The sequence below is a fragment of the Crossiella cryophila genome (assembly GCF_014204915.1).
Classification (GTDB): Bacteria; Actinomycetota; Actinomycetes; order Mycobacteriales; family Pseudonocardiaceae; genus Crossiella; species Crossiella cryophila.
On the sequence record NZ_JACHMH010000001.1, the window covers coordinates 433,624 to 455,222 of the forward strand.

21 protein-coding genes are annotated in these 21,599 nt (G+C 72.4%); 4 read left to right on the top strand and 17 right to left on the bottom strand.

Annotation, left to right across the window (positions count from 1 at the left end):
* Positions 1-13: 13 nt before the first annotated feature.
* From tsaE to glmS, 8 genes are all read right to left on the bottom strand, one after another.
* Positions 14-487, bottom strand: a complete 474-nt coding sequence (tsaE, locus tag HNR67_RS01985) for a tRNA (adenosine(37)-N6)-threonylcarbamoyltransferase complex ATPase subunit type 1 TsaE (RefSeq protein WP_185000322.1) — start codon at positions 485-487, stop codon at positions 14-16.
* Positions 484-1,590 (bottom strand): alpha/beta fold hydrolase, encoded by a 1,107-nt coding sequence (locus HNR67_RS01990; RefSeq protein WP_185000324.1) that lies wholly within the window; start codon positions 1,588-1,590, stop codon positions 484-486. The genes tsaE and HNR67_RS01990 overlap by 4 nt, the downstream gene beginning before the upstream one ends.
* Positions 1,587-2,729 (bottom strand): alanine racemase, encoded by a 1,143-nt coding sequence (alr, locus tag HNR67_RS01995; protein WP_185000326.1) that lies wholly within the window; start codon positions 2,727-2,729, stop codon positions 1,587-1,589. Before alr ends, HNR67_RS01990 begins: the two co-directional genes overlap by 4 nt.
* Positions 2,730-2,745: 16 nt before the next feature.
* Complete coding sequence (dctA, locus tag HNR67_RS02000; protein ID WP_185000329.1) at positions 2,746-4,050, bottom strand: C4-dicarboxylate transporter DctA; 1,305 nt, start codon at positions 4,048-4,050, stop codon at positions 2,746-2,748.
* A gap of 71 nt (positions 4,051-4,121) precedes the next feature.
* Positions 4,122-5,363 carry a DUF6986 family protein gene (locus HNR67_RS02005; protein WP_185000331.1) on the bottom strand — a complete coding sequence of 414 codons (1,242 nt, stop codon included), beginning with the start codon at positions 5,361-5,363 and terminating at the stop codon, positions 4,122-4,124.
* A 13-nt stretch (positions 5,364-5,376) separates the two neighbouring features.
* Positions 5,377-6,960 carry a malate synthase A gene (gene aceB / locus HNR67_RS02010; protein WP_185000333.1) on the bottom strand — a complete coding sequence of 528 codons (1,584 nt, stop codon included), beginning with the start codon at positions 6,958-6,960 and terminating at the stop codon, positions 5,377-5,379.
* 98 nt (positions 6,961-7,058) lie between these two features.
* On the bottom strand, positions 7,059-8,501 hold the full coding sequence (locus HNR67_RS02015; RefSeq protein WP_185000335.1) for an NAD(P)H-hydrate dehydratase: 1,443 nt from the start codon (positions 8,499-8,501) through the stop codon (positions 7,059-7,061).
* The gene (gene glmS / locus HNR67_RS02020) at positions 8,498-10,360 is read right to left on the bottom strand and encodes a glutamine--fructose-6-phosphate transaminase (isomerizing) (protein WP_185000337.1); all 1,863 of its coding nucleotides are present in this window, start codon (positions 10,358-10,360) and stop codon (positions 8,498-8,500) included. The genes HNR67_RS02015 and glmS overlap by 4 nt, the downstream gene beginning before the upstream one ends.
* A gap of 97 nt (positions 10,361-10,457) precedes the next feature.
* Between glmS and HNR67_RS02025 the strand changes: the two genes are divergently transcribed.
* Positions 10,458-11,294: a dienelactone hydrolase family protein gene (locus tag HNR67_RS02025; RefSeq protein WP_185000339.1), complete on the top strand. Its 837-nt coding sequence runs from the start codon at positions 10,458-10,460 to the stop codon at positions 11,292-11,294.
* 1 nt (position 11,295) lies between these two features.
* Here HNR67_RS02025 and HNR67_RS02030 read toward each other — a convergent pair whose 3' ends face one another.
* The 4 genes from HNR67_RS02030 to HNR67_RS02045 all read right to left on the bottom strand — a co-directional run bounded on the left by HNR67_RS02030 (position 11,296) and on the right by HNR67_RS02045 (position 15,633).
* Positions 11,296-11,883 carry a hypothetical protein gene (locus HNR67_RS02030; protein WP_185011796.1) on the bottom strand — a complete coding sequence of 196 codons (588 nt, stop codon included), beginning with the start codon at positions 11,881-11,883 and terminating at the stop codon, positions 11,296-11,298.
* Entirely contained in the window at positions 11,880-14,837 is a 2,958-nt protein-coding gene (locus HNR67_RS02035; RefSeq protein WP_185000341.1) for a WXG100 family type VII secretion target, read from the bottom strand. Before HNR67_RS02035 ends, HNR67_RS02030 begins: the two co-directional genes overlap by 4 nt.
* The gene (locus tag HNR67_RS02040; protein ID WP_185000343.1) at positions 14,837-15,115 is read right to left on the bottom strand and encodes a hypothetical protein; all 279 of its coding nucleotides are present in this window, start codon (positions 15,113-15,115) and stop codon (positions 14,837-14,839) included. Before HNR67_RS02040 ends, HNR67_RS02035 begins: the two co-directional genes overlap by 1 nt.
* 245 nt (positions 15,116-15,360) lie before the next feature.
* Entirely contained in the window at positions 15,361-15,633 is a 273-nt protein-coding gene (locus HNR67_RS02045; RefSeq protein WP_185000345.1) for a hypothetical protein, read from the bottom strand.
* 109 nt (positions 15,634-15,742) lie between these two features.
* Between HNR67_RS02045 and HNR67_RS46085 the strand changes: the two genes are divergently transcribed.
* Genes HNR67_RS46085 through HNR67_RS02055 form a run of 3 tightly spaced genes read left to right on the top strand, consistent with a single transcriptional unit; the run spans position 15,743 to position 18,137 of the window.
* The gene (locus tag HNR67_RS46085) at positions 15,743-15,982 is read left to right on the top strand and encodes an acyl carrier protein (RefSeq protein ID WP_312986227.1); all 240 of its coding nucleotides are present in this window, start codon (positions 15,743-15,745) and stop codon (positions 15,980-15,982) included.
* On the top strand, positions 15,979-17,190 hold the full coding sequence (locus HNR67_RS02050; RefSeq protein ID WP_312986228.1) for a beta-ketoacyl-[acyl-carrier-protein] synthase family protein: 1,212 nt from the start codon (positions 15,979-15,981) through the stop codon (positions 17,188-17,190). Before HNR67_RS46085 ends, HNR67_RS02050 begins: the two co-directional genes overlap by 4 nt.
* Complete coding sequence (locus tag HNR67_RS02055) at positions 17,187-18,137, top strand: beta-ketoacyl synthase N-terminal-like domain-containing protein (protein ID WP_185000349.1); 951 nt, start codon at positions 17,187-17,189, stop codon at positions 18,135-18,137. Before HNR67_RS02050 ends, HNR67_RS02055 begins: the two co-directional genes overlap by 4 nt.
* A 16-nt stretch (positions 18,138-18,153) precedes the next feature.
* Here the strand turns inward: HNR67_RS02055 and HNR67_RS02060 are convergent, their stop codons facing one another.
* The 5 genes from HNR67_RS02060 to rplM form a co-directional block, all read right to left on the bottom strand.
* Entirely contained in the window at positions 18,154-18,582 is a 429-nt protein-coding gene (locus HNR67_RS02060; protein WP_185000351.1) for a hypothetical protein, read from the bottom strand.
* Positions 18,583-18,652: 70 nt separating this feature from the next.
* Positions 18,653-18,913, bottom strand: coding sequence for a hypothetical protein (locus HNR67_RS02065; RefSeq protein WP_185000353.1), 261 nt, complete (start codon positions 18,911-18,913; stop codon positions 18,653-18,655).
* Between the two features lie 25 nt (positions 18,914-18,938).
* Positions 18,939-20,276, bottom strand: a complete 1,338-nt coding sequence (glmM, locus tag HNR67_RS02070) for a phosphoglucosamine mutase (RefSeq protein ID WP_185000355.1) — start codon at positions 20,274-20,276, stop codon at positions 18,939-18,941.
* Positions 20,277-20,380: 104 nt separating this feature from the next.
* Positions 20,381-20,854, bottom strand: coding sequence for a 30S ribosomal protein S9 (rpsI, locus tag HNR67_RS46090; protein ID WP_185009980.1), 474 nt, complete (start codon positions 20,852-20,854; stop codon positions 20,381-20,383).
* 143 nt (positions 20,855-20,997) lie between these two features.
* A complete protein-coding gene (rplM, locus tag HNR67_RS02080; protein WP_185000358.1) occupies positions 20,998-21,441 on the bottom strand; it encodes a 50S ribosomal protein L13 in 444 nt (147 codons plus the stop codon).
* Positions 21,442-21,599: the final 158 nt, after the last annotated feature.

Sequence of the window (21,599 nt, forward strand, 5' to 3'; positions counted from 1 at the left end):
GCTCCGGTGGGGCTCAGCCCTGCCGGAGTCCGGCCAGCAGCCGGGGTGTGCCGGAGACGGTGGCGATCCTGGTCTCGTCCTCGCGGCGGTCCAGCCGGATGAGCAGGTGCTGCTCGGCCAGGCCCTCGGCCACGCCCTCGCCCCACTCGACCACGACCGCCGAGCTGGTCAGGTCGGTCTCCAGGTCGAGGTCCTCCAGCTCGTCGAAACCGCTGAGCCGGTAGGCGTCCACGTGCACCAGCGGGATGCCGCGCTCGCCCGGCTTGTGTGCCCTGGCGATCACGAAGGTCGGCGAGCTGACCTGCCCGCGAACCCCGAGTCCGGCGCCGATTCCCCTGGTCAGCGCGGTCTTGCCGGCGCCGAGCGGCCCGGCCAGCAGCACCAGGTCACCCGCGGTCAGCAGCGCGCCCAGCCGGGCGCCGAACGCCTCGGTGTCGGCCACTTCAGGCAGTTCGATCGTCCACAGTGCACTGTCCACAGTGGTCATGCCCTTCGCCACCAGCGCTTTCCGCCGCCGCTGCTGGCGCAGCGCCGGATGAGTTCGGTCAGTTTCCCGGTCACCAGGTCGGCCTGTTCCAGCATCACCATGTGCCCGGCACCGGCCGCCCGCACCAGTTCGGCGTCGGGCAACTCGGCCGCGATGGCCTCGGAGTGCGAGAACGGGGTCAGCCGGTCCGCGTCGCCACCCAGCACCAGCACCGTGCAGTGCCGCAGCCCGGCCAGTGCCGCGTACCGGTTGTGCGTTTCCAGGGTGGGCAGGAAGTCGGTCATCACCTCGACCGGGGTGTCATCGATCATCCGGTCCATGAAGTCGACCAGCGAGGGGCTCACCTGGCGGTCGCCGAAGGCCAGCCGCCGCACCACGCTCCAGGTGATCTCGCCGCCCACCCTGCGCACCCACTCGACCATGCCCGGCAGCGTGCCGGCGATCTTGCCGACGCCCAGGGTCACCGGGTTGTACCGGGACAGCACCGGGCGGGGCAGGCCGGAGCTGCCCACCTTGCCGGCGGCGGTGCCGATCAGCGCGACCCCGCGCACCCGCTGCACGAACAGCTCCGGCTGCTGCTCGGCCAGCGCCATGATGGTCATGCCGCCCATGGAGTGCCCGACCAGCACCAGCGGACCGTTGGGCGCGATCGCGCGCAGCACCGCGTCCAGGTCCCTGCCCAGCTGCTCGATGGTGGCCAGGTCTCGGCCGGAGCGGCCGGAGTGGCCGTGCGAGCGCTGGTCGTAGAGCACCAGCCGGACCCGGGGGTCGACCAGTTCGGGCAGGTCACGACGCTGGAAGTGCCAGCAGCGGCGGTCAAGGGTGTAGCCGTGCACCAGCACCACGGTCAGCTCGGCCTTGCCGCCGTCGGCCGGGTCGATCTCCTCGACCACGATCGGCGTGCCGTCGTCGGCGGCCACCGTGGACTGCCGGTCCGGCCGCAGCTCGCCCAGCGGCTCGTCGGCGAACGGGTCGTCCTCGGCGCCGTCCTCGCGCTGGGCCTTGATCCGGCGGGTCTGGGTGGCCGCGCCGACCGCGCCCGCGCCAACGGCCGCGCCGATCACGCCGCCCGCGATGCCGACGGCGCGCCAGATCCGGTTCATCCGCGGCCCCGGTAGCTGCGCCGCACCCGCGGCCGGTACATGCCGGTGACGATCTCGTAGTGGATGGTGCCGATCTTGTCCGCCCACTCCTGCGCGGTGGGTTCGCCCGCCTCGCCGGGGCCGAACAGGATGACCTCGTCGCCCTCGGCCACCTCGGCCTCGCCGCAGTCCACCACGATCTGGTCCATGCAGACCCGGCCGACCACCGGCAGCCGCCTGCCGTTGATCTGCACGTCCATCCGCCCGGACAGCGCCCTCGGCACGCCGTCGGCGTAGCCAACCGGCACCAGGGCCAGGCTGGTCTCCACCGGCGCGGTCCAGGTCAGGCCGTAGGACACGCCGGTGCCCGCGGGCACCCGCTTCACCCTGGCCACGCTGGAGCGGAAGGTCATCGCCGGGCGCAGCTGCTCGCCGCCGTGGCCGGGCACTGGGTTGAGGCCGTAGCCCGCGATGCCCACCCGGACCAGGTCGAAGTGCAGATCGTCGCGCAGCAGGGTGGCGGCGGAGTTGGCCAGGTGGCACAGCGGGGTCAGGCCCAGCTCGACCGCGAGCCGGTAGGCGTGCAGGAAGATCTGGTACTGCTGACCGGTTGCCGAGCTGTCCGGCTCGTCCGCGCTGGCCAAGTGCGACCACAGACCGATCACCTTGAGCGCGCCGTCGGCCTGGGCCTTGGCCGCGGCCTCGAACAGGCCCCGCCAGCGGCCGGGCTCGGCCCCGTTGCGGGACAGGCCGGTGTCGACCTTGAGGTGGATCCGCGCGGTGCGCCCGGTCGCCGCGCCCGCGGCGAGCACCCTGGCCAGCTCGGCCATCGAGGACACCGACAGGTCGATGTCGGCCGCGACGGCCTCGGTGAAGTCCTGCTCGGCCGGGTAGAGCCAGCACAGCAGCGGTGCGGTGATCCCGGCGGCCCGCAGTTCCAGGGCCTCCTCGATGGCGGCCGTGCCCAGCCAGGTGACCCCGGCGGTGAGCGCGACCCTGGCCACCTCGACCGCACCGTGCCCATAGCCGTCGGCCTTGACCACGGCCATGGTCGCCGCCTCGGACTCGGCGGCGAGCGCGGACAGGTAGGCGTAGTTGTGCCGCAGCGCGTCCGTGTCGATCACGGTCTCGGCGCGGGCGGCGCGCGTCTGGTCAGCCATAACACCCTCAATGGTGTCACAAGGAGCGGTCGGGCTTCCCGGCGAAGGCGGCCCGCGCGGCCTTGGTGTCGAGTCCGTCCTCCCATTTGGCGACGACGAAGGTGGCCACGCAGTTGCCGAGCAGGTTGGTCACCACCCGCATGGTGTCCATGATCCGGTCCGCGCCGAGCAGCAGCGCGACCGCGCCGGCCGGGATGACCCCGACCGAGGCCGCGGTGGCCGAGAGCGCCAGGAAGGCCGAGCCGGGGATGCCCGCCATGCCCTTGGAGGTCAGCATCAGCACCAGCAGCACGGTGAGCTGCTGCCCGATGGTCAGTTCGATGCCCACCGCCTGGGCCATGAACAGGGTGGCCAGCGAGAGGTAGATGGAGGCGCCGTCGAGGTTGAAGGAGTACCCGGTGGGCAGCACCAGCCCGACCGCCTCCGGTTTGCAGCCGGCCGCGCGCAGCTTGTCCATCATCCGCGGCATCACCGACTCACTGGAGGCGGTGCCGATGGCCAGCACGAACTCCGCCCGGGTGTAGCGCACGAAGGCCCACAGGCTCAGCCCGGTGAGCACCCGCAGCAGCAGTGCGAGCAGCACGATGAACAAGGCGGCCGCGCCGTAGCTGACCCCGATCAGCTTGCCGTAGGTGACCAGCGAGGACAGCCCGTACTGGCCGATCAGGTAGGCCAGCGAGCCGAACACCGCGATCGGGGCCAGCCGCATCACGTAGCCGACGATCTTGAAGATCACCTCGCCCGCCTGCTCGACGAAGCTGAGCACCAGCGGCGCCCGCGTCGGCCCGAGGTGCACCAGCGCCGCGCCGAAGAGCACCGCGAACAGCAGCACCTGGAGCAGCTGGTTGTCCGCGAACGCGCCGACCACGCTCTCCGGCACCACGTGCAGCAGGAACCCGCCGACCCCTGGCAGGGCCGCGCCGCCGGTCTTCTTCTCCACCGCCGAGGAGTCCAGGGTGGCCGGGTCCACGTTGAGGCCGTCGCCCGGCCGGACCAGGTTGCCCAGCACCAGGCCGAGCACCAGGGCCAGGGTGCTGACCACCTCGAAGTAGATCAGCGCCTTGAGCCCGATCCGGCCGACCGAGCGCAGGTCGCCTGCCTTGGCGATGCCGGTGACCACCACGCAGAACACCAGCGGCGCGATGATCATCTTGATCGCCCGGATGAAGGCGTCGCCGAGCAGTTTCAGCGCCGCGCCGAACTCCGGCCAGAGCACCCCGACCAGGATGCCCAGCACGGCGGCCACCAGCACCTGGAGGAATAACGAGGACAGGATCCGACGGGTCCTGGAAGCGGTTTCCACAGGGGTGTCAGTGGCCATGGGCGGACCCTGCCTTTCCCACGTTGCGCTCAGGTTTCGACTGTGAGAACCAGCCGGTCGGCAGGAGTGGCTCAGCCCACCCGGCGCCGGGCCAGCGCGTCCAGCTCGGCCCGGTCCGCGCCCACCGCCGCGGTCACCTCGGCCGCTTCCAGCGCCCCGCAGTCCAGGCCGCGGACCAGCGCGATCGCCATCGCCTGCGCGGTGGCGGGCTCGTCGAGCACGGTCCCGGCGATCCGCTCCCGGTAGGCGCGCAGCCGGGCGGCCGCGGCCGGGAAGGCGTCCCGGTAGAAGGCGTAGGTGGCCAGGAACCGGGTCGGCAGCTGGTGCGGGTGCAGGTCCCAGCCCTGGTAGTAGGCGCTGTCCAGGGAGCGGCGGATCAGCCGGGCGTGCAGCCGCCAGCCCGCGTGCACCTCGGCCGCCCCGCCCACCGGCAGGATGTTGGTGGATCCGTCCGAGAGCCGGACCCCGGTGCCCGCCGCGGCCAGCAGCATCACCATCTTGGCGTGGTCGGCCACCGGGTGCGCCATGCTCTGCAGCGCCGCGGTGACCCCGCAGGCCGCGCTGTAGTCGTAGGTGCCGTAGTGCAGGCCGACGCAGCGGCCCTCACTGGCGTGCACCATCTCCGCGACGGTGGCCCGCCCGTCCGGCCCGAGGATGGCCTGGGTGGTCTCGATCTGCAGCTCGAACCGCAGCTCGCCATCGGCCAGCCCGAACTCGCGTTCCAGCCGCGCGCACAGCCACACCGCGGCCGAGACCTGGGTGACCGAGGTGACCTTGGGGAAGGTGATCACGAACCCGGGCAGCCCGGTCCCGTCCAGCAGCTCGGTCAGGAACAACGCCAGGCTGCGCAGCCCACGCCGGCGCAACGCCGGTTCCAGGCCCTTGGGCCGCACGCCGAAGAACGGCGGCGCGGTGCCCGCGGCCAGGTCCTCGCGCAACGCCCGCCCGGCCGAGCGGGCCGCCGCGTCCTCCTCGGCCTCGCCGGGCGCGCCGAAGCCGTCCTCCAGGTCCACCCGCAGGTCCTCGACCGGCTCGGCGGTCAGCTTGGCCAGCACCCGGCCGCGCAGCTCGGCCGCGCCGTCCACGCCGGTGGCCGCGGCCAGCGCGGCCCCGTCCGGCGCGTGCTCGGCCAGCACCGCCCTGGCCTGAGCGCCCCAGGCGGCGGCCAGGCCGGGCCGGACCCGGTCGGCAGGCACGTAGACGGTGTGCACCGGCTGCCGCCCGCCGGGATCGCCCGGATATGCCTGTTCCCGCTCATAGTCCACAGTGGACAGTTGCTGGTCCAGCTCGCCCGCGATCCCGTCCAGGTCCACTGTGGACTCTCCCCTAGCCGGTCACGATGCGCCGGTAGGCGGGCAGGGTCAGGAAGTCCGGGTAGTCCTTGCCCAGGGTCACCTGCTCGAACACCTCGGCCGCGGCGTCCAGGTTGGCCAGGTGCTCCCCGCGCAGGTGCGCGGTGACCTCGGCGAGCACCCGGCGCACCAGGTCCGCGGTGACCGGCTCGCCGGTGTCGAGGCCGACGTCGTTGTAGATCCACTGCCAGAGCTGGGACCGGGAGATCTCCGCGGTGGCCGCGTCCTCCATCAGGTTGTGGATGGCCGCCGCGCCGTTGCCCGCCAGCCAGGAGGCGATGTAGCGCACGCCGACGTCCACCGCGCTGCGCAGCCCGGCCAGCGTGGCCGAGCCGTCCGCCGAGGCCACGTCCAGCAGCTGCTCCGCCTTGACCTGCACGTCCTCCCTGGTCCTGGCGAGCTGGTTGGGGGCATCGCCCAGCTTGGCGTCGAAGACCTCGCGGCAGACCGGCACCAGGTCCGGGTGCGCCACCCAGGACCCGTCGAAACCGTCCTCGGCCTCCCGCTGCTTGTCCGCGCGCACCTTGGCCAGCGCGGTCGCGGTGACCTCGGGATCGCGCCGGTTCGGGATGAACGCGGCCATCCCGCCCATGGCGAACGCGCCGCGGTGGTGGCAGGTGCGCACCAGCAGTTCGGTGTAGGCACGCATGAACGGCGCGGTCATGGTGACGCTGTCCCGGTCGGGCAGCACGAACTCGGGCCCGGAGTCCCGGAAGGTCTTGATGATGCTGAACAGGTAGTCCCAGCGGCCCGCGTTCAGCCCGGAGGCGTGCTCACGCAGTTCGTAGAGGATCTCGTCCATCTCGAAGGCGGCCGGGATGGTCTCGATCAGCACGGTGGCCCGCACGGTGCCCAGCGGGATGTCCAGCTCGGCCTGGGCCTGGGTGAACACGTCGTTCCACAGCCGGGCCTCGAGGTGGCTCTCCAGCTTGGGCAGGTAGAAGTAGGGGCCGCTGCCGCGGGCGATCAGCTCGGCCGCGTTGTGGAAGAAGTACAGCCCGAAGTCCACCAGCGCGCCCGCCACCGGCTCGTCGTCGACCAGCAGGTGCGCCTCGTCCAGGTGCCAGCCACGCGGCCGCACCACGATCACCGCGTGCTCGCCGTCCTCGCGCAGCGCGTACCGCTTGCCCTCCGGCGTGCTCAGCTCGATCGTCTTGCGCACCGCGTCGGCCAGGTTGACCTGCCCGGAGACCACGTTGCGCCAGTGCGGGGTGTTCGCGTCCTCCAGGTCGGCCAGCCAGACCTTGGCCCCGGAGTTGAGCGCGTTGATCGCCATCTTCCGCTCGGTCGGCCCGGTGATCTCCACCCGCCGGTCCCGCAGATCAGCGGGCGCCTCGGCGACCCGCCACTCCGACTCGCGGATCTCCCGCGTCTCCGGCAGGAAGTCCAGCCGCCGGTCCCCGGATGCCTGGGCCCGTCGTTCGGCCCGCCGGGCGAGCAACTCGGCCCGCCGCGCCCCGAACGCCCGGTGCAACCCCGCCACGAACTCCAATGCGGCAGGGGTGAGCACCTCCTCGCCCCGCTCCACCGACTCGCCCAAGACGCGGACCTGACTCATCCACTCACCCCGCTGTGTCCGAAGCCGCACACCTGGGCTCACCCTATGGACATCGGGGGTCCCTCGGCACCCTTAAAGGTCATCGAACTGCCGGTTTTCTACCTGAATCCAGCCGCTAGCCGCAGGGTTCGAATAGCTTCAGGCAGTACCTCGACCAGCACCGAGGCCGAGGTGGGCGCATCGCGTGCGGCCAGCTGACCGGCCACCTCGTGCGCGCGCACCGCGCAACCGGCCGCCAGCAAGGGGTCCAGCCCGCTGGCCAGCAGGGCGCCGATCAGGCCCGCGAGCACGTCACCCGATCCAGCGGTGGCCAGCCAGGCCGAGCGGGCCGGGTTGACCAGCACCCGGCCGTCCGGGGCGGCGACAACGGTGGCGTGGCCCTTGAGCAGCACTACCGCGCCGGTCCGGGCGGCGGCGCGGCGGGCCGCGGCGACCCGGTCGGCGCCGACCGCACCGGCGAAGCGGGCGAACTCGCGGTCGTGCGGGGTGAGCACCATGGGGGTGTCCGGATCGCGGTCGTCCCAGCGCGATTCCTCGGCCGCCAGCAGGGTGATCGCGTCCGCGTCCGCGCACACCGGGACCCCGGCGGCCAGCACCCGGCGCAGCACCTCCGCACCCGCCTTGCCGGTGCCGAGGCCGGGGCCGACCACCCAGGACTGCACCCGGCCGGTGTCGGTGACCGAGCCGGTGGCCACCACCTCCGGCCAGCGGTCGCGCACCGGATCGGCGGCCTCACCGGCGTAGCGGACCATCCCGGAGGTGGCCCGGATGGCCGCGCCGACGGCGAGCACCGCCGCGCCCGGGTAGACCGCGGAACCGGCCGCGATGCCGGTGACGCCCTGGGTGTACTTGTCGTCGGTGGGTCCGGGCACCGGCCAGCGGGCGCCGACCTCGGCGTCGGAGAGCACCACCAGCTCGGGTTCGCCCAGTTCGGCGCGGATGCCGATGTCCACCAGGTGGATCTCGCCGCAGTGCCCGGCGGCCAGCACGTGCACCGGTTTGAGACAGCCGAAGGTGACCGTGGCGTCCGCGTGCACCGCGGGCCCCGCGACCACGCCGGTGTCCGGGTCCACGCCACTGGGCAGGTCAACGGCCAGGATCGGGGCCTCGACCTGCTCGACCAGCCCGGCCGCGGCCGGGCGCAGCGGGCCGCGGGCGGACAGGCCGACGATGCCGTCGAGCACCAGGTCGGCCGAGCGCACCGCGGCCAGGTGGTCGGCCGCGATCCGGCCGCCGGAGCGGCGCAGCGCGGCCAGTCCGGCCGGGTGCGCGCGGTCCGGGCTGAGCAGCACGGCCTCCACCGCGACCCCGCGCCGCCGCAGGAAGTGCCCGGCCCACAGCGCGTCGCCGCCGTTGTTGCCCGCGCCCACCAGCAGCGTCACCCGCCGCCCTGCCACCCCACCGGTCAGCTCGGCCAGCATGGTCATGGCGTGATTGGCCAGGCCGAAGGCGGCCCGGCGCATCAGCGCGCCCTCGGGGACCCGCTTGAACACCTCGTCCTCGGCCGCCCTGACCCGGTCGGCGCCCCAGACCCCGCTCACTCGACGGTGACCGACTTGGCCAGGTTGCGCGGCTTGTCCACGTCGTAGCCGCGGGCGCGGGCGATCTCGGCCGCGAGCACCTGCAGCGGGATGGTGGAGACCAGCGGCTGCAACAGGGTGGGCACCGCGGGCAGTTCGATCAGGTCGTTGGCGAAGGGCCGCACCGTCTCGTCGCCTTCCTCGGCGATCACGATGGTGCGCGCGCCGCGGGCCCTGATCTCCTGGATGTTGGACAGCAGCTTGCTGTGCAGCACCGCCCGGCCCTTGGGCGAGGGCATGACCACCACGACCGGCAGCCCCTCCTCGATCAGCGCGATCGGCCCGTGCTTCAGCTCACCGGCGGCGAAGCCCTCGGCGTGCATGTAGGCCAGCTCCTTGAGCTTGAGCGCGCCCTCCAGTGCCACCGGGTAACCCACGTGGCGGCCGAGGAAGAGCACCGCCTTGGAGTCGGCCAGCTCCCTGGCCAGCTCGCGCATCTTGTCCACAGTGGACAGAACCTGGGCGACCGCGGCCGGCATGGCCTCCAGCTCGTGGAACTCGCGCGCCACCTCATCCGGGTACTTGGTGCCGCGGGCCTGCGCCAGGGCCAGGCCGACCAGGTAGTTGGCCGCGATCTGGGCCAGGAACGCCTTGGTGGAGGCGACCCCGATCTCCGGTCCGGCGTGGGTGTAGAGCACCGCGTCGGACTCGCGCGGGATCTGCGCGCCGTTGGTGTTGCAGACCGCCAGCACCCTGGCCTTCTGCTCGCGGGCGTGCCGCACCGCCTCCAGGGTGTCCGCGGTCTCGCCGGACTGGGAGACCGCGACCACCAGGGTGGAGCGGTCCAGCACGGCGTCCCGGTAGCGGAACTCGCTGGCCAGCTCGACCTCGACGGGCAGCCGGGTCCAGTGCTCGATGGCGTACTTGGCGACCAGCCCGGAGTGGTAGGCCGAACCGCAGGCCACCACGAACACCTTGTCCACGTCCCGGAGGTCCTGGTCGGACAGGCGCTGCTCGTCGAGCACGATCCGGCCGTCCTGGAAGTGCCCGCGCAGCGTGTTGGCCAGCGCGTCGGGCTGCTCCTCGATCTCCTTGAGCATGAAGTACTCGTGGCCGCCCTTCTCCGCGGCCGCGAGGTCCCAGTCCACGTGGAACGGCGTGCTCGGCGCGTCCTCGCCGTGGAAGTCGGTGACCCGGTACCCGGCGCGGGTCAGCTCGACCACCTGGTCCTGGCCCAGCTCGACCGCGTCCCTGGTGTGCTCGATGAAGGCGGCCACGTCGGAGGCGACGAAGTTCTCCCCGTCGCCGACCCCGACCACCAGCGGCGATGACCGGCGCGCGGCGATGATCAGGTCTGGGTGGTCGGCGTGCGTGACGACCAGGGTGAAGGCGCCCTCCAGCCGGCGGCAGACCAGGCGCACCGAGGCGGCCAGGTCACCGGCGGTCGCACCGTCGAGGTAGGCGGCGGCGATCAGGTGCGCCGCGGTCTCGCTGTCGGTGTCGCTGGCCGGTTCGATCCCGGCGGCCTCCAGCTCGACCCGCAGCGCGATGAAGTTCTCGATGATGCCGTTGTGCACCACGGCCAGCCTGGCGCTGGTGTCCCGGTGCGGGTGCGCGTTGCGGTCGGTCGGCGCGCCGTGCGTGGCCCACCGGGTGTGGCCCATGCCACTGGTCCCGGCGAAGCCGTCCCTGCCGACCTCGTCCAGCCTGGTCTCCAGGTTGACCAGCGGCCCGGCCTTGCGCTCCACAGCCAGTCCGCCGTCACCGTCGAGCACGGCCACGCCTGCCGAGTCATAGCCCCGGTACTCCAGCCGCCGCAACCCGTCCAGCACGACGGTCAGGGCCGGCCGATGTCCTACGTATCCCACGATCCCACACACTCGGGACAGGGTAGGCGCTGCCGTCGGCGGAGTCGGATTGGTCCAAACCTCGGGCCGACACCAGCCCGACTGGCCGGTATCCACTACCGTCCGGGGCATGGCACGCGCGGTCAAGGCCCTGACGGCCAAGCAGGCGCTGGTGACGTTGTCCCGCCCCGGTCCGCACAAGGTGCTACGCGGGGACCTGGGCCTGATCGGCCTGCCCGGCGTGATCGTCACCCCGGCGCAAGGTCTCGGCCTGCCCGCGGTCGCCTTCGGCCACGGCTGGCTGCAGCCCACCCGCCGCTACCTCGGCCTGTTCAAACACCTGGCGAGCTGGGGCATCGTGGTCGCCGCCCCCGGCACGCACACCGGCGCGCTGCCCAGTCACCGGCTCTTCGCCGCCGACCTGCGCACCGCGCTGGACGTCTGCACCGGCGTCCGCCTCGGCGAGGGCGACATCAGCGTGCACCCGGAACGACTGGCCGTGGCCGGGCACTCGATGGGTGCGGGCGCCGCGGTGCTGGCCGCGGCCGAGGACACCCGGATCCGCGCCGTGGTCACCCTGGCGCTGGCCGAGACCCGGCCCTCCGCGCTGGACGCCGCGCACGACTGCGCCATGCCCGGCCTGCACCTGTCCGCGGCGCAGGACCTGGTCGCGCCCACCGTCGGCCACGTGGAGCCGGTCGCCCAGGCCTGGGCCGGACCGGTGCAGCTGCGCGGGATCACCAAGGCCACCCACCTGGCCTTCACCGAGGGCAGGCACTGGAGCGACCTGCTGCTGGACGGCCGCTCGCACCACACCACCCAGCGCCTGACCAAGGCACTGGCCACCGCGTTCCTGCTGCGCATCCTCACCGGCACCCGCGCCTACAGCGCGCTGCTGGAGGAGGAGGTCCGCGGCTGCACCATCGACTACACCCGCGGCCCGCTGCCCACGCCCGCGCACCGCTGACTCAGCGCGGCGGCGGCCAGCCGGGGTTTCCGCCAGGGGGCTGCTGCGGCGGCGCGCCCCAGCCCGGCTGCCCGCCGAACTGCTGCGGAGGGAAGCCCGTCGGCCGCGGCCTGCCCAGCGCCCGGTTCACCGGCGGCAGCAGGTACAGCAGCAGCCCGATCAGCCAGAACGCCACGAACCAGATCCGGGTCACCAGCTCCAGCACGTCCAGCCCGCGCGGCAGCAGCTCGATCAGCCGCCACAGGTGCACGCCCGCGAAGACCAGGCACGGCCCGAGCAGCACGAACCTGGCCCAGTTCTGCCGGAACAGGGTCAGCACCGCCAGCACCACGGTGAGCAGCATCGCGCCGGGGATCGCGTAGTAGCCCAGGATGTCGTTCTTCACCTGGCCGACGCCGAGGTGGAACCCGCCCTGACGGCTGCCGCCGGCCGCGCTGAGCCCGAAGCCGACCTCGACCCCGGCGCTGACCAGCACCCAGACGAACGCGATCACCACCGCGACCAGCGAGGGTTTCCGCTGAGCCGGGGCGAGGCCGGGCGGCGGGTAACCGCCCGGCGCCTGACCCCACTGCGGCACCGGTCCGGTCACCGGTCGCGGAACCCGTCATCCCCGAGCACGGGGTTGACCCACTTCCGCTTGCCGTCCTCGTCGATGGAGAAGTACTGGCCCTGCGTGCGCCAGTTGCTGGCCTGCCGCTCCTGGTCGCCGCCCTGGCCGCCACCGGCGCCCGCGCCACCGCCCATCGGCATGCCGCCACCCATCGGCGCGCCTGCCGGGGGCTGACCGCCCATCTGCTGCTGGTTCCACGCGCCGCCGTCGGGCACCGAGGCCAGCCCGGCGCCACCGGAACCGGTGGCCTGCGGGCTGTTGGTGTCCGACAGGCCCGCGCCACCGGCGGAGGGCTGGTCCGGCCCACTGCCGAAGGCACTGCCCGCGGACGGGTTGCCGCCTGCCGAGGTCGTGGTGTGTCCCATGTCGTAGCTGCCCGAGGCGGCCGAGGCCGTCCCGGTGCCGTCGATGAAGCCCTGCGGCGGGAACGGCCCGCCGGCGAAGCCGGGCTGCGGCCCACCCCAGTTCGGCGGCGGCGGGGGCGGCGGCTGCCACCCCGGCGGAGGCGGCGGCGGGCTGCCCTGCGGCGGCCCACCCTGCCAGCCCTGCTCGTGGCCGAACTGCGGCGGCGGCGGCATGTGTGGCGGGGGCGGCGGCTGCCAGCCGGGCGGCGGAGGCGGCGGCGGACCGCCGTGCTGCATCGGCATCGGCTCGGGCTGCCAGTGCGGCATCCCCGGCGGCGGACCCATCGGCGGCCCCTGCGGCGGGAACCCTGGCGGCGGACCGCCCTGCCAGCCAGGCGGGGGCGGCGGCTGCCAACCGGGCGGCGGCCCCTGCGGCGGGCCACCCTGCCAGCCCGGCGGCGGACCACCCTGGGCGCCCTGCGGCATCATCGGCTCGCCACCGCGCCCGAAGGCCGGTTCCGGCTGCATGTGCTGCCCCGGCGGCAAGTGCTGCCCCGGTTCCATCCGCCCGAAGGCGGGTTCGGTCTGGTACGGCCCCTGCTGCTGGAACGGCATCGGCTCGGCCCGCATCGGCCCGCCCTGGCGGATGTCGCCGGGCTCGCCACCGATCAACGGCATCGGCCGCGGCATGCCGCCCTGGCCACCGGGACCACCGGGACCACCGGCGCCACCCTGGCCGCCAGGGCCGGTCTGGCCCGGTCCGCCCTTGGGCGCCTCGTCCTCGAAGTTCACCGTGTACGTGGTCGGCGGCTTGCCGTCCATGTTGTCGATGGTGACCTTCATCTGGTCGGTCGACCCCGGCACCAGCTGGGTGGTGATCAGCGAGTTGCCGTCCCGGAAGGAGGCGGTGCCGTCCGGCCCCGGCTTGATCTGGGTCGGCTGCTCACCGCCGGGCTTGCCGGAGACGTCCAGCCGCTCGTGCGGCACGCCGGGCTGGCCACCCTGCTGACCGGGTCCGCCGGGCTGTCCGGGCATCCCCGGCTGACCGGGCTTCTCACCCGGCAGCTGGAAGTCGATCTCGTAGGGCTTCGGCTTGCCGTCCGGCCCGGTGATCATCAGTTTGACCTTGCCGTCATCGGTCGGCTCGGTCACCTGGATCTTGCGCCCGCTGCCGTCGTCGATGGTGACGGTCTGCTGGTCGTTGGGCACCGGCACCTTGGACGGGTCGGTCTGGTCGAGCAGCTTGGACGGATCCTGCGGCCCGCCCGGCAGCTCGGACTTGGGCAGCTCCGGCATGGACGGCGGCTTGGGCATGCCGCCCCCGCCACCGCCGCCGGAGCCCGTGCCGCCCCCGCCGCCACCACCGGTGCCGGTGCCGCCACCGCCGTTGCCGCCGGTGTCACCACCACCGCCGGTGCCGTCCTTGGGGAAGTTCGGCGTGTAGCCCTTGAGGAAGTTGTTGACCGAGTCCCACTGGGCGTTGACCGTGGTCAGCGCGGCGTTGCAGGAGTTCTCGAACTGGGTGAGCCTGCCGCCGAACTCCTTGTCGAAGGGACCGTCGGCCCACTTCTTGCAGGTGTCGCGCACCATCGTCTTGGTGGACTCTTCGAGGTCACCGCAGTCGTCGTCGTCCAGCGCGCGCGAGGTGGCGCTGCCGGTCGTACGGTCCAGCCAGCTCGCCACCTCCTTGATCTGGTTGCGCTGCGCGTCGTCGTCGCCGGTGAGGCCCTGCATCGCGATGGTGACGATCTTCTTGGCCATCTCCGGCGGCGCGCCACCGATGTTCAGCGAGAAGGAGTTGGTCAGTTCCTCGCACTTGAGCTTGCACGCCCGGTAGATCTCGCCGACCGCCTTGGACAGCGTCTCGCCCGCGCCGCCGAGCTGCTTGACCAGCTGGTCGAGCTGCGGGCGCACCGCGCTGCTGTAGTGCTGGCTGGAGGCGCTGGCGGCCTTGCCGTCCCAGGCGCCGTAGAGGCCGATCAGCTGGCCGTCGACATCGTCCACGTACTGGTCGACCGCGGCCTTGGCCTTGGTGAACTCATCGGCCTCGGTGAGGAACTTCTGGAAGTCGATGCCCTTCTGCTCTTCCCACCGGAGCTGGATCCCGGACTGGAAGTCGACGTGCTTGACGCCGCGCATGTTCCAGGCTGGCAGATAGCGCTTGAACATCTCCAGGTTGCTGACCGCACCGTCGAACAGCTCGTTGGAGTTCTTGGTGCCGACCCCGCCGAGCGCGGGCGGCTGGGCCTTGCCGATCTTGTCCTTCGCCTGGTTGTTGGCGTCGGTGGCCTTCTTGTCGCTGCCCTCTTTGTTGTCCGCGTCCGAGGCTTCCTGCTTGCCCTTGGCTACGGCCTCGTCGAGTTCCTGTTCCTCGTCCTCGTCGTCATCGTCGCCGTCGAACTCGCTCTCGTCCTCATCGTCGAGTTCGTTTCCCGGCGAGTATTCCTTGATGTACTTCTTGTGCTCGTCGTCGATCCGGTCGTCATCGCGCGTGTCGAGGTATTCGTCGAGAATCTCGCGCTTGGTGTCCGGATTGACGTTGGGGTTGTCCAGGATCGCCTTGACTTCGTTCCAGTCGGCCTTGGCCATCACTTGCCCCCGGAGTTACGCACGGTGCTGGCATTGCTCGACTCGGAACCGCGGTAGGTGCCCGCCGACTGCTTGACCTTGTTGGAGAAGGCGGTCATCGACTCGACCATGCCCTTGACCCCGTCGGCCAGCTTCTGCACGCCGTCGCGGTACGGGCCGCCCTTCTCCTGGTGCTTGGTGCCGAAGTCAGCGGGATTGGCCTGGCTGGCCACGAAGTCCTTGACCCCGTCACTGGTCTTGGTCGCGCCGTCTGCGATGGAGCCGGCGACCCTGTTCATCGTCGCCGGATCAGATCCGTAACCTGCCACGGTCCCTTCCTCCCCATTGGAGTGTTCACAACGCAGACGTCGCCGCTCCGCCCGCCGTTCCCGGCCGCGGTCAACGGTTTGCGCGCGCACACCGCACGCGGCGCCTGGCCCGCCTCGGGCCAACGCTCACTGTGGCATACCGGCCTGCCCGGCACACACGGTTCGCCGGTTCCGCCGACCGGGCGAGTACTCCGGGTAGGGAGCCCCGGGTCGACTCAGCCCTGCGGCTGACCCCATCCGGGTGGGGGCTGCTGGCCGGGGTGGGCCTGCGGCTGCGGCGGGAAGGGCTGTCCCACCGGTCCGGGTGGCCCCGGCGGCGGGCCGAAGGACACGGGAGGCTGACCGACGCGACCGGTCTTGCCGAGCTTGGCCAGCACCAGGATGGAGATCACCAGCGCGCCCAGCGCGGCGGCCGTGGTCACCATCAGCAGCACGTCCGACACGTCGGTGGGCAGCACCCTGGCCAGCACCTGCGTTGTCCTCGGCATCTCATCCCCACCCCTGTTGACGTCAGCGCGGGCACCCTACCGCGGGAAGGCGCGGGGCGTAGTTGAATGGGCCCCGACGTCGGCGCATCGGAGGAAGGCGGCACACCCCGTGGAGGACCAGGTCGAACGCATCCGCGCGGTGATCAGCAGGGTGCTCGGGGTCGAGCCGGAGCGGGTCGGGCCGGACACCTCGTTCCTGGCCGAGCTGGGCGCGGACTCGATGATGCTGATCGAGCTGCTGGCCAATCTGGAGATCGAGTACGACATCGAGGTGGACGAGTCCGAGCTGGCGCACCTGGTCGATCTGCGGTCGGTGCTGGACGTGCTGGCCAGGGCGCGCCAGGCGTGACCGGGCGGCGGGTCGCGATCACCGGGATCGGCGTGGTCTCCAGCATCGGGATCGGCGCCGGGGCCTTCCGGGACGGCCTGCGCGCGGGCTGTAGCGGGGCCAGGCCGATCACCGCCTTCGACACCACCGGCTTCGACCGCACGATGGGCTGCGAGGTCACCGGTTTCGATCCGGCGGACTGGCTGCGGGTGGCGGATCCGGCCGCGCTGGGCCGGGCCGGGCAGTTCGCCGCGGCCGCCGCGACCATGGCCGTCCGTGACGCCGAAGCCGACCTCGACCGGCTGCGCGCCGGGCACGGGCTGATCTCGATGGGCACCACCGACGGCGGCGCGCCCACCCTGGAACGGCTGGTGGCCGCGGATCTGGCGGACGAGCACGGGCACCGGGACCCGCTGCTGGCGGCGCAGGTGCCGGCCGCCCGGCTGGGCCTGGACATCGCCACCGAACTCGGCCTGCGCGAGGTCGAGCTGTGCACCCTGGGCACGGCCTGCTCGGCGGGCAACTACGCGATCGGCAACGGCTTCGACGCGATCCGCTCGGGCGAGGCGGACTTCGCGCTGTGCGGCGGCGCGGACGCGATGTGCCGGCTCACCTTCACCAGCTTCTACCGCCTCGGCACCATCTCCCCCGACGTGTGCCGCCCCTTCGACGCCGACCGCCAGGGCATCCTGACCGGCGAGGGCGCCGCGGTGCTGCTGCTGGAACCCTGGGAGACCGCGGTGGCCAGGGGCGCGCGGATCCACGCCGAACTGCTCGGCTACGGCCTGAGCTGCGACGCCTACCACCAGGTCGCGCCGGAACGCACCGGCATCGCGCTCGGCATGACCCGCGCGCTGGCCAACGCCGGGATCGCGCCGGCACAGGTCGACCTGATCTCCGCGCACGGCACCGGCACCAAGGCCAACGACGTCACCGAGACCGCCGCCATCCGCGAGGTCTTCGGCGCGCGCCCGCCGCGCACGATCTCGCTCAAGTCGATGCTCGGACACACCATGGGCGCGGCCACCGCGCTGTCGGTGGCCGCCTGCGCGCTGGCCATCACCGAGGGCTTCATCCCGCCGACGATCAACCACCGGGTCACCGATCCGGACTGCCCGATCGACTGCGTGCCCAACACCGCGGTGCCCGCCCGGCTGCGCGTGGTGCAGAGCAACGGCCTGGCCTTCGGCGGCAACAACGCGATCGTGCTGCTCGGGGCCGCCTCGTGAGCGGCCTCGCGCTCACCGCGCACGCCGCCGCCTCGGCCTACGGCCTGGCCACCCCGGCACTGCTGGCCGGTCTCCGCACCGGCCGGGCGCCAGGGGGATTCGCCGTGCCGGAGGTGGACATCCAGGCGTTACTCGGGCTCAAGGGCACCGCCTCGATGGACCGGGCCGCCGCGCTGGCCGTGCTCACCGTGGGCGAACTGCTCGCCGCCCACCCCGGCCTGGCCGATCCGGACACCGCGCTGGTGCTGGGCACCACCAGTGGCAGCGCCGGCACCCAGGCCAACGTGGTGCGCGGTTCGCTGACCCGGCGCAGGCCCTACTTCATCGAACCCTCGCTGGTGCCGTTCGCGCTGATGAACGGCCCGGCCTCGATCTGCGCCATCCGGCACGGGCTGCGCGGCCCGAACGCGACCGTGGCCGGTGGCCGGGCCGCGGTGCTCAGCGCACTGCGCTACGCGAGCAGGCTGATCGGCGGCGGCCAGTGCGCGCGGGCCCTGGTCGGCGGCACCGAGGAGCTGACCCCGGAACGCGAGTGGCTGGAAGGCCAGTACCCGGTGCAGGCAGGCCCACTCGGTGAGGGCGCCGGGGTGCTGCTGCTGGAACCGCCGGGCCCGCGGCCGGTGCTGGCCGAGGTGCTCGGCTTCGGCTCCCGGCTGGTGGCCGGGGACCCGGTCCAGGAGGCGGTCGCCGACTGCGTGCGCGGGCTGCTGGCCCGGCACCGGATCGAACCCGGCGAGGTCGGCCTGGTCAGCGCGCCGGTCGAGCTGTCCGGCCTGCTCGGCGCGGCCACCGTGGTCGACCCGGCCGGACTGCTCGGCGACACCGGCGCGGCGGCCGGCCTGTTCCAGCTGATCGGCGTGCTCACCACCGGGATCGGCGGCCCGGCCGTGGTGGTCTCGGTCGACCAGGACCACACGGTGGTCGCGGCCCTGCTCCGGCTGCCCTGAACCAGCCCGCCCTGAGTCAGCTCAGCCAGGACTGCTGTTCGTAGTCGTCATCGTCGTCCGCGGGCCGCCGGGCGGGTGCCCGCCTGGTCACCGGCGGGGGCGCCACCGGCGGCGGGGGCGGAGGCGGCGGCGGTGCGGGCGCGGAGTAGGCGGGCGGGGGCCGGTAGCCCTCCTCCTCGTCCTCACCGCCGAAGCGGAACTGACCGTCCCCGCGGTCCATCACCGACTTGGTGGCCCAGCCACCGCCCTGGCGCTGCCGCTTGGCCAGCTCGGTGATGTGCGCGGTGACCCGGTCGGTGACCTTGCCCTGCTGGTCCAGCTCCTCCTTGGCCGAGGCGGTCGCCTTGGCCACCTGCGACTCGCGCATGTCCCGGAGCAGCTCGTTCTCCCGGGTGGCCTCGTACTGCTGCCGCAGCGCGGCGGCCAGCCTGTCCTCAACACTCATCTCACGGCCCCCAGGGTCTTTCCACGTCCGGGAGAGAAATGTACCCGGCCCCCGTCAGCGCCGTGCGGCGTCAGTACGGACCGGGCCCCTGCTGCGGGTACTGCTGGGGCGGGTACTGCCCGGGTGGCGGCGGCTGCTGACCCCAGCCCTGCTGCGGACCGGGCTGACCCCACTGCTGCTGCGGCCCGGGGCCAGGCTGCCCCCACTGCTGCGGGTAGCCCTGGGCCGCACGCTTCTTCTTGGCGCTCGCGGACAGCACGATGACCAGCACGATCGTGCCGACCAGCAACAGGATCACCAGCAACAGCAACACCGGCACGCCGATACTCATGCCAGCGACCCTAGCGGTGCACCACTCAGCGCACCGCGGAAACCACCCCGGCCAGCCGCTGCGCCGCATCCTGGGCGGCGTCCTGACTCGGCGCCTCCACCATCACCCGGACCAGCTGCTCGGTGCCGGACGGGCGCAGCAGCACCCGGCCGTTGCCGGCCAGCTCGGCCTCGACCGCGGCCACCGCCTCGGCCACCGAGGGCGCGGTGGCGACCGCGGCCTTGTCGGTGACCTTGACGTTGATCAGCACCTGCGGCAGGCGGCGCATCACACCGGCCAGGTCAGCGAGGGACTTGCCGGTCAGCGCCATCCGGGCCATCAGGCGCAGCGCGGTGAGCAGGCCGTCGCCGGTGGTGGCGTGCCCCGGCAGCACCACGTGGCCGGACTGCTCGCCGCCCAGGGTGTAGCCGTTGGCACGCAGCTCCTCCAGCACGTACCGGTCGCCGACCGCGGTGGTGCGCAGGTTGACGCCGTGCTCGCGCATGGCCAGGTGCAGGCCCAGGTTGCTCATCACGGTGGCGACCAGGGTGTCCTCGGCCAGCTCGCCCGCGTCCTTCATGGCCAGCGCCAGCACGGCCAGGATCTGGTCGCCGTCGACGATGTTGCCGTCGGCGTCCACGGCCAGGCAGCGGTCGGCGTCGCCGTCGTGCGCGATGCCCAGGTCGGCGCCGTGCTCCAGCACGATCTTGCCGAGGCCGTCGATGTGGGTGGAGCCGCAGTTCTCGTTGATGTTGAGGCCGTCCGGGTCCGCGTGCACCGCGATGACCTCGGCCCCGGCCCGGCGGTAGGCGTCCGGGGCGACCGCGGCCGCGGCGCCGTTGGCGCAGTCCACCACGACCTTGATGCCCTCCAGCGGCTGACCGGTGGCCAGCAGCAGGTGGTCCACGTACCGCTGACCGGCGTCGGCGATGTCCCGCACCCGGCCGACCCCGGCGCCGGTGGGCCGACCCGCCGTGGTGTCGGCGAGCTTGGCCTCGATCTCGTCCTCGACGGTGTCCGGCAGCTTCAGCCCGCCCGCGGCGAACAGCTTGATCCCGTTGTCCGGCATCGCGTTGTGCGAGGCGGAGATCATCACGCCCAGGTCCGCGCCCAGCTCGGCGATCAGGAAGGCCACCGCGGGGGTGGGCAGCACGCCGACCCGCAGCACGTCCGCGCCAGCCGCGGCCAGGCCGGCGGTGACCGCGGCCTCCAGCATCTCGCCGCTGGCGCGCGGGTCACGGCCGACCACCGCGATCGGGCGGTGGGAGCGGTCGTGTTCGGCCAGGACCTGCGCCGCGGCGGCGGCGATGGAGAGCGCTAGCTCCGGGGTCAGGTCAGCGTTGGCGAGTCCGCGAACGCCGTCGGTGCCGAACAGTCGAGCCATGACGAGGGGTCCTCCGGGAACTGGGGGCGGCGGATGACAAAAAAGCGGGAGCAGCTCTCCGTATACGGATGGCTGCTCCCGCTGGTTGCCTTGCGGCTGAAAAATCAGCGCTTGCTGTACTGAGGCGCCTTACGGGCCTTCTTCAGACCGTACTTCTTGCGCTCCTTGACCCGAGGGTCACGAGTCAGGAAGCCGGCCTTCTTCAGCGGGGGACGGTCCTCGCTGTCGACCTCGATCAGGGCGCGGGCGATCGCCAGGCGCAGCGCGCCTGCCTGACCGGAGGGGCCACCGCCACGCAGGTTCCCGAAGATGTCGAAGGCCTCGACCTTCTCCAGGGTCACCAACGGCTCCTTGATGAGCTGCTGGTGCACCTTGTTCGGGAAGTAGTCCTCAAGGGTCTTGCCGTTGAGGAGGAACTTGCCGCTGCCCGGCACCAGGCGGACCCGGACCACGGCTTCCTTGCGACGGCCGACGGTCTGGACCGGCTTGGACAGCACGGGGATCGTGCGGACCGGCGCGGCGTCCTCGTCGGACTCGGTGTCGCTCGCCTCGGCGGCAGCCTCGTCGGACTCGGTCACCTCGGCGGCGACCTCCTCCGCGGACTCCTCGACCTCGGGCGCGACAGCGTCCTCGACGACCTCGGCGGCAGCGTCGAATTCCTCGACGGCTGCGGTCTCTTCAGTGCTCACGCTGGCTTCCTCGAAGTTCTCGTCGGCCGCGGTCACTGGGCGACCTTCTTGATCTCAAACGGCTGCGGCTGCTGGGCCGCGTGCGGGTGCTCCGGGCCTGCGTAGACCTTGAGCTTCTTACCCATCGCGTTGCCGAGCTTGTTCTTCGGCAGCATGCCCTTGATGGTCTTCTCGACCAGCTTGGTGGGGTGCTTGTCGATCATCTCGCCGAACGAGCGCTTGCGCAGGCCGCCCGGGTAACCGCTGTGGCGGTACACGAACTCCTGGTCGCGCTTCTGGCCGGTGAGGGCCACCTTGTCCGCGTTGATCACGATGACGAAGTCGCCGGTGTCGATGTGCGGAGCGAAAATGGGCTTGTGCTTGCCGCGCAGCAGAGTCGCGGCGTGGGTGGCGAGCCGGCCGAGCACCAGGTCCTGGGCGTCAATGACGTGCCAGGTGCGCTTCACCTCGCCGGGCTTCGGGCTGTACGTGCGCACGGGTCTACCTCGTCGTCCTCACATCACGGGATGTCACTGCGGTGATGCGTTTCAGCTGGAGGACCAACTCGAAAACGCGCGGCGGACCCTAGTCGCACCGTATACCGCACAACAGCGGATCAGGTTACCCGCTGGCCCTGCGTAGGGTCAAAACGGCC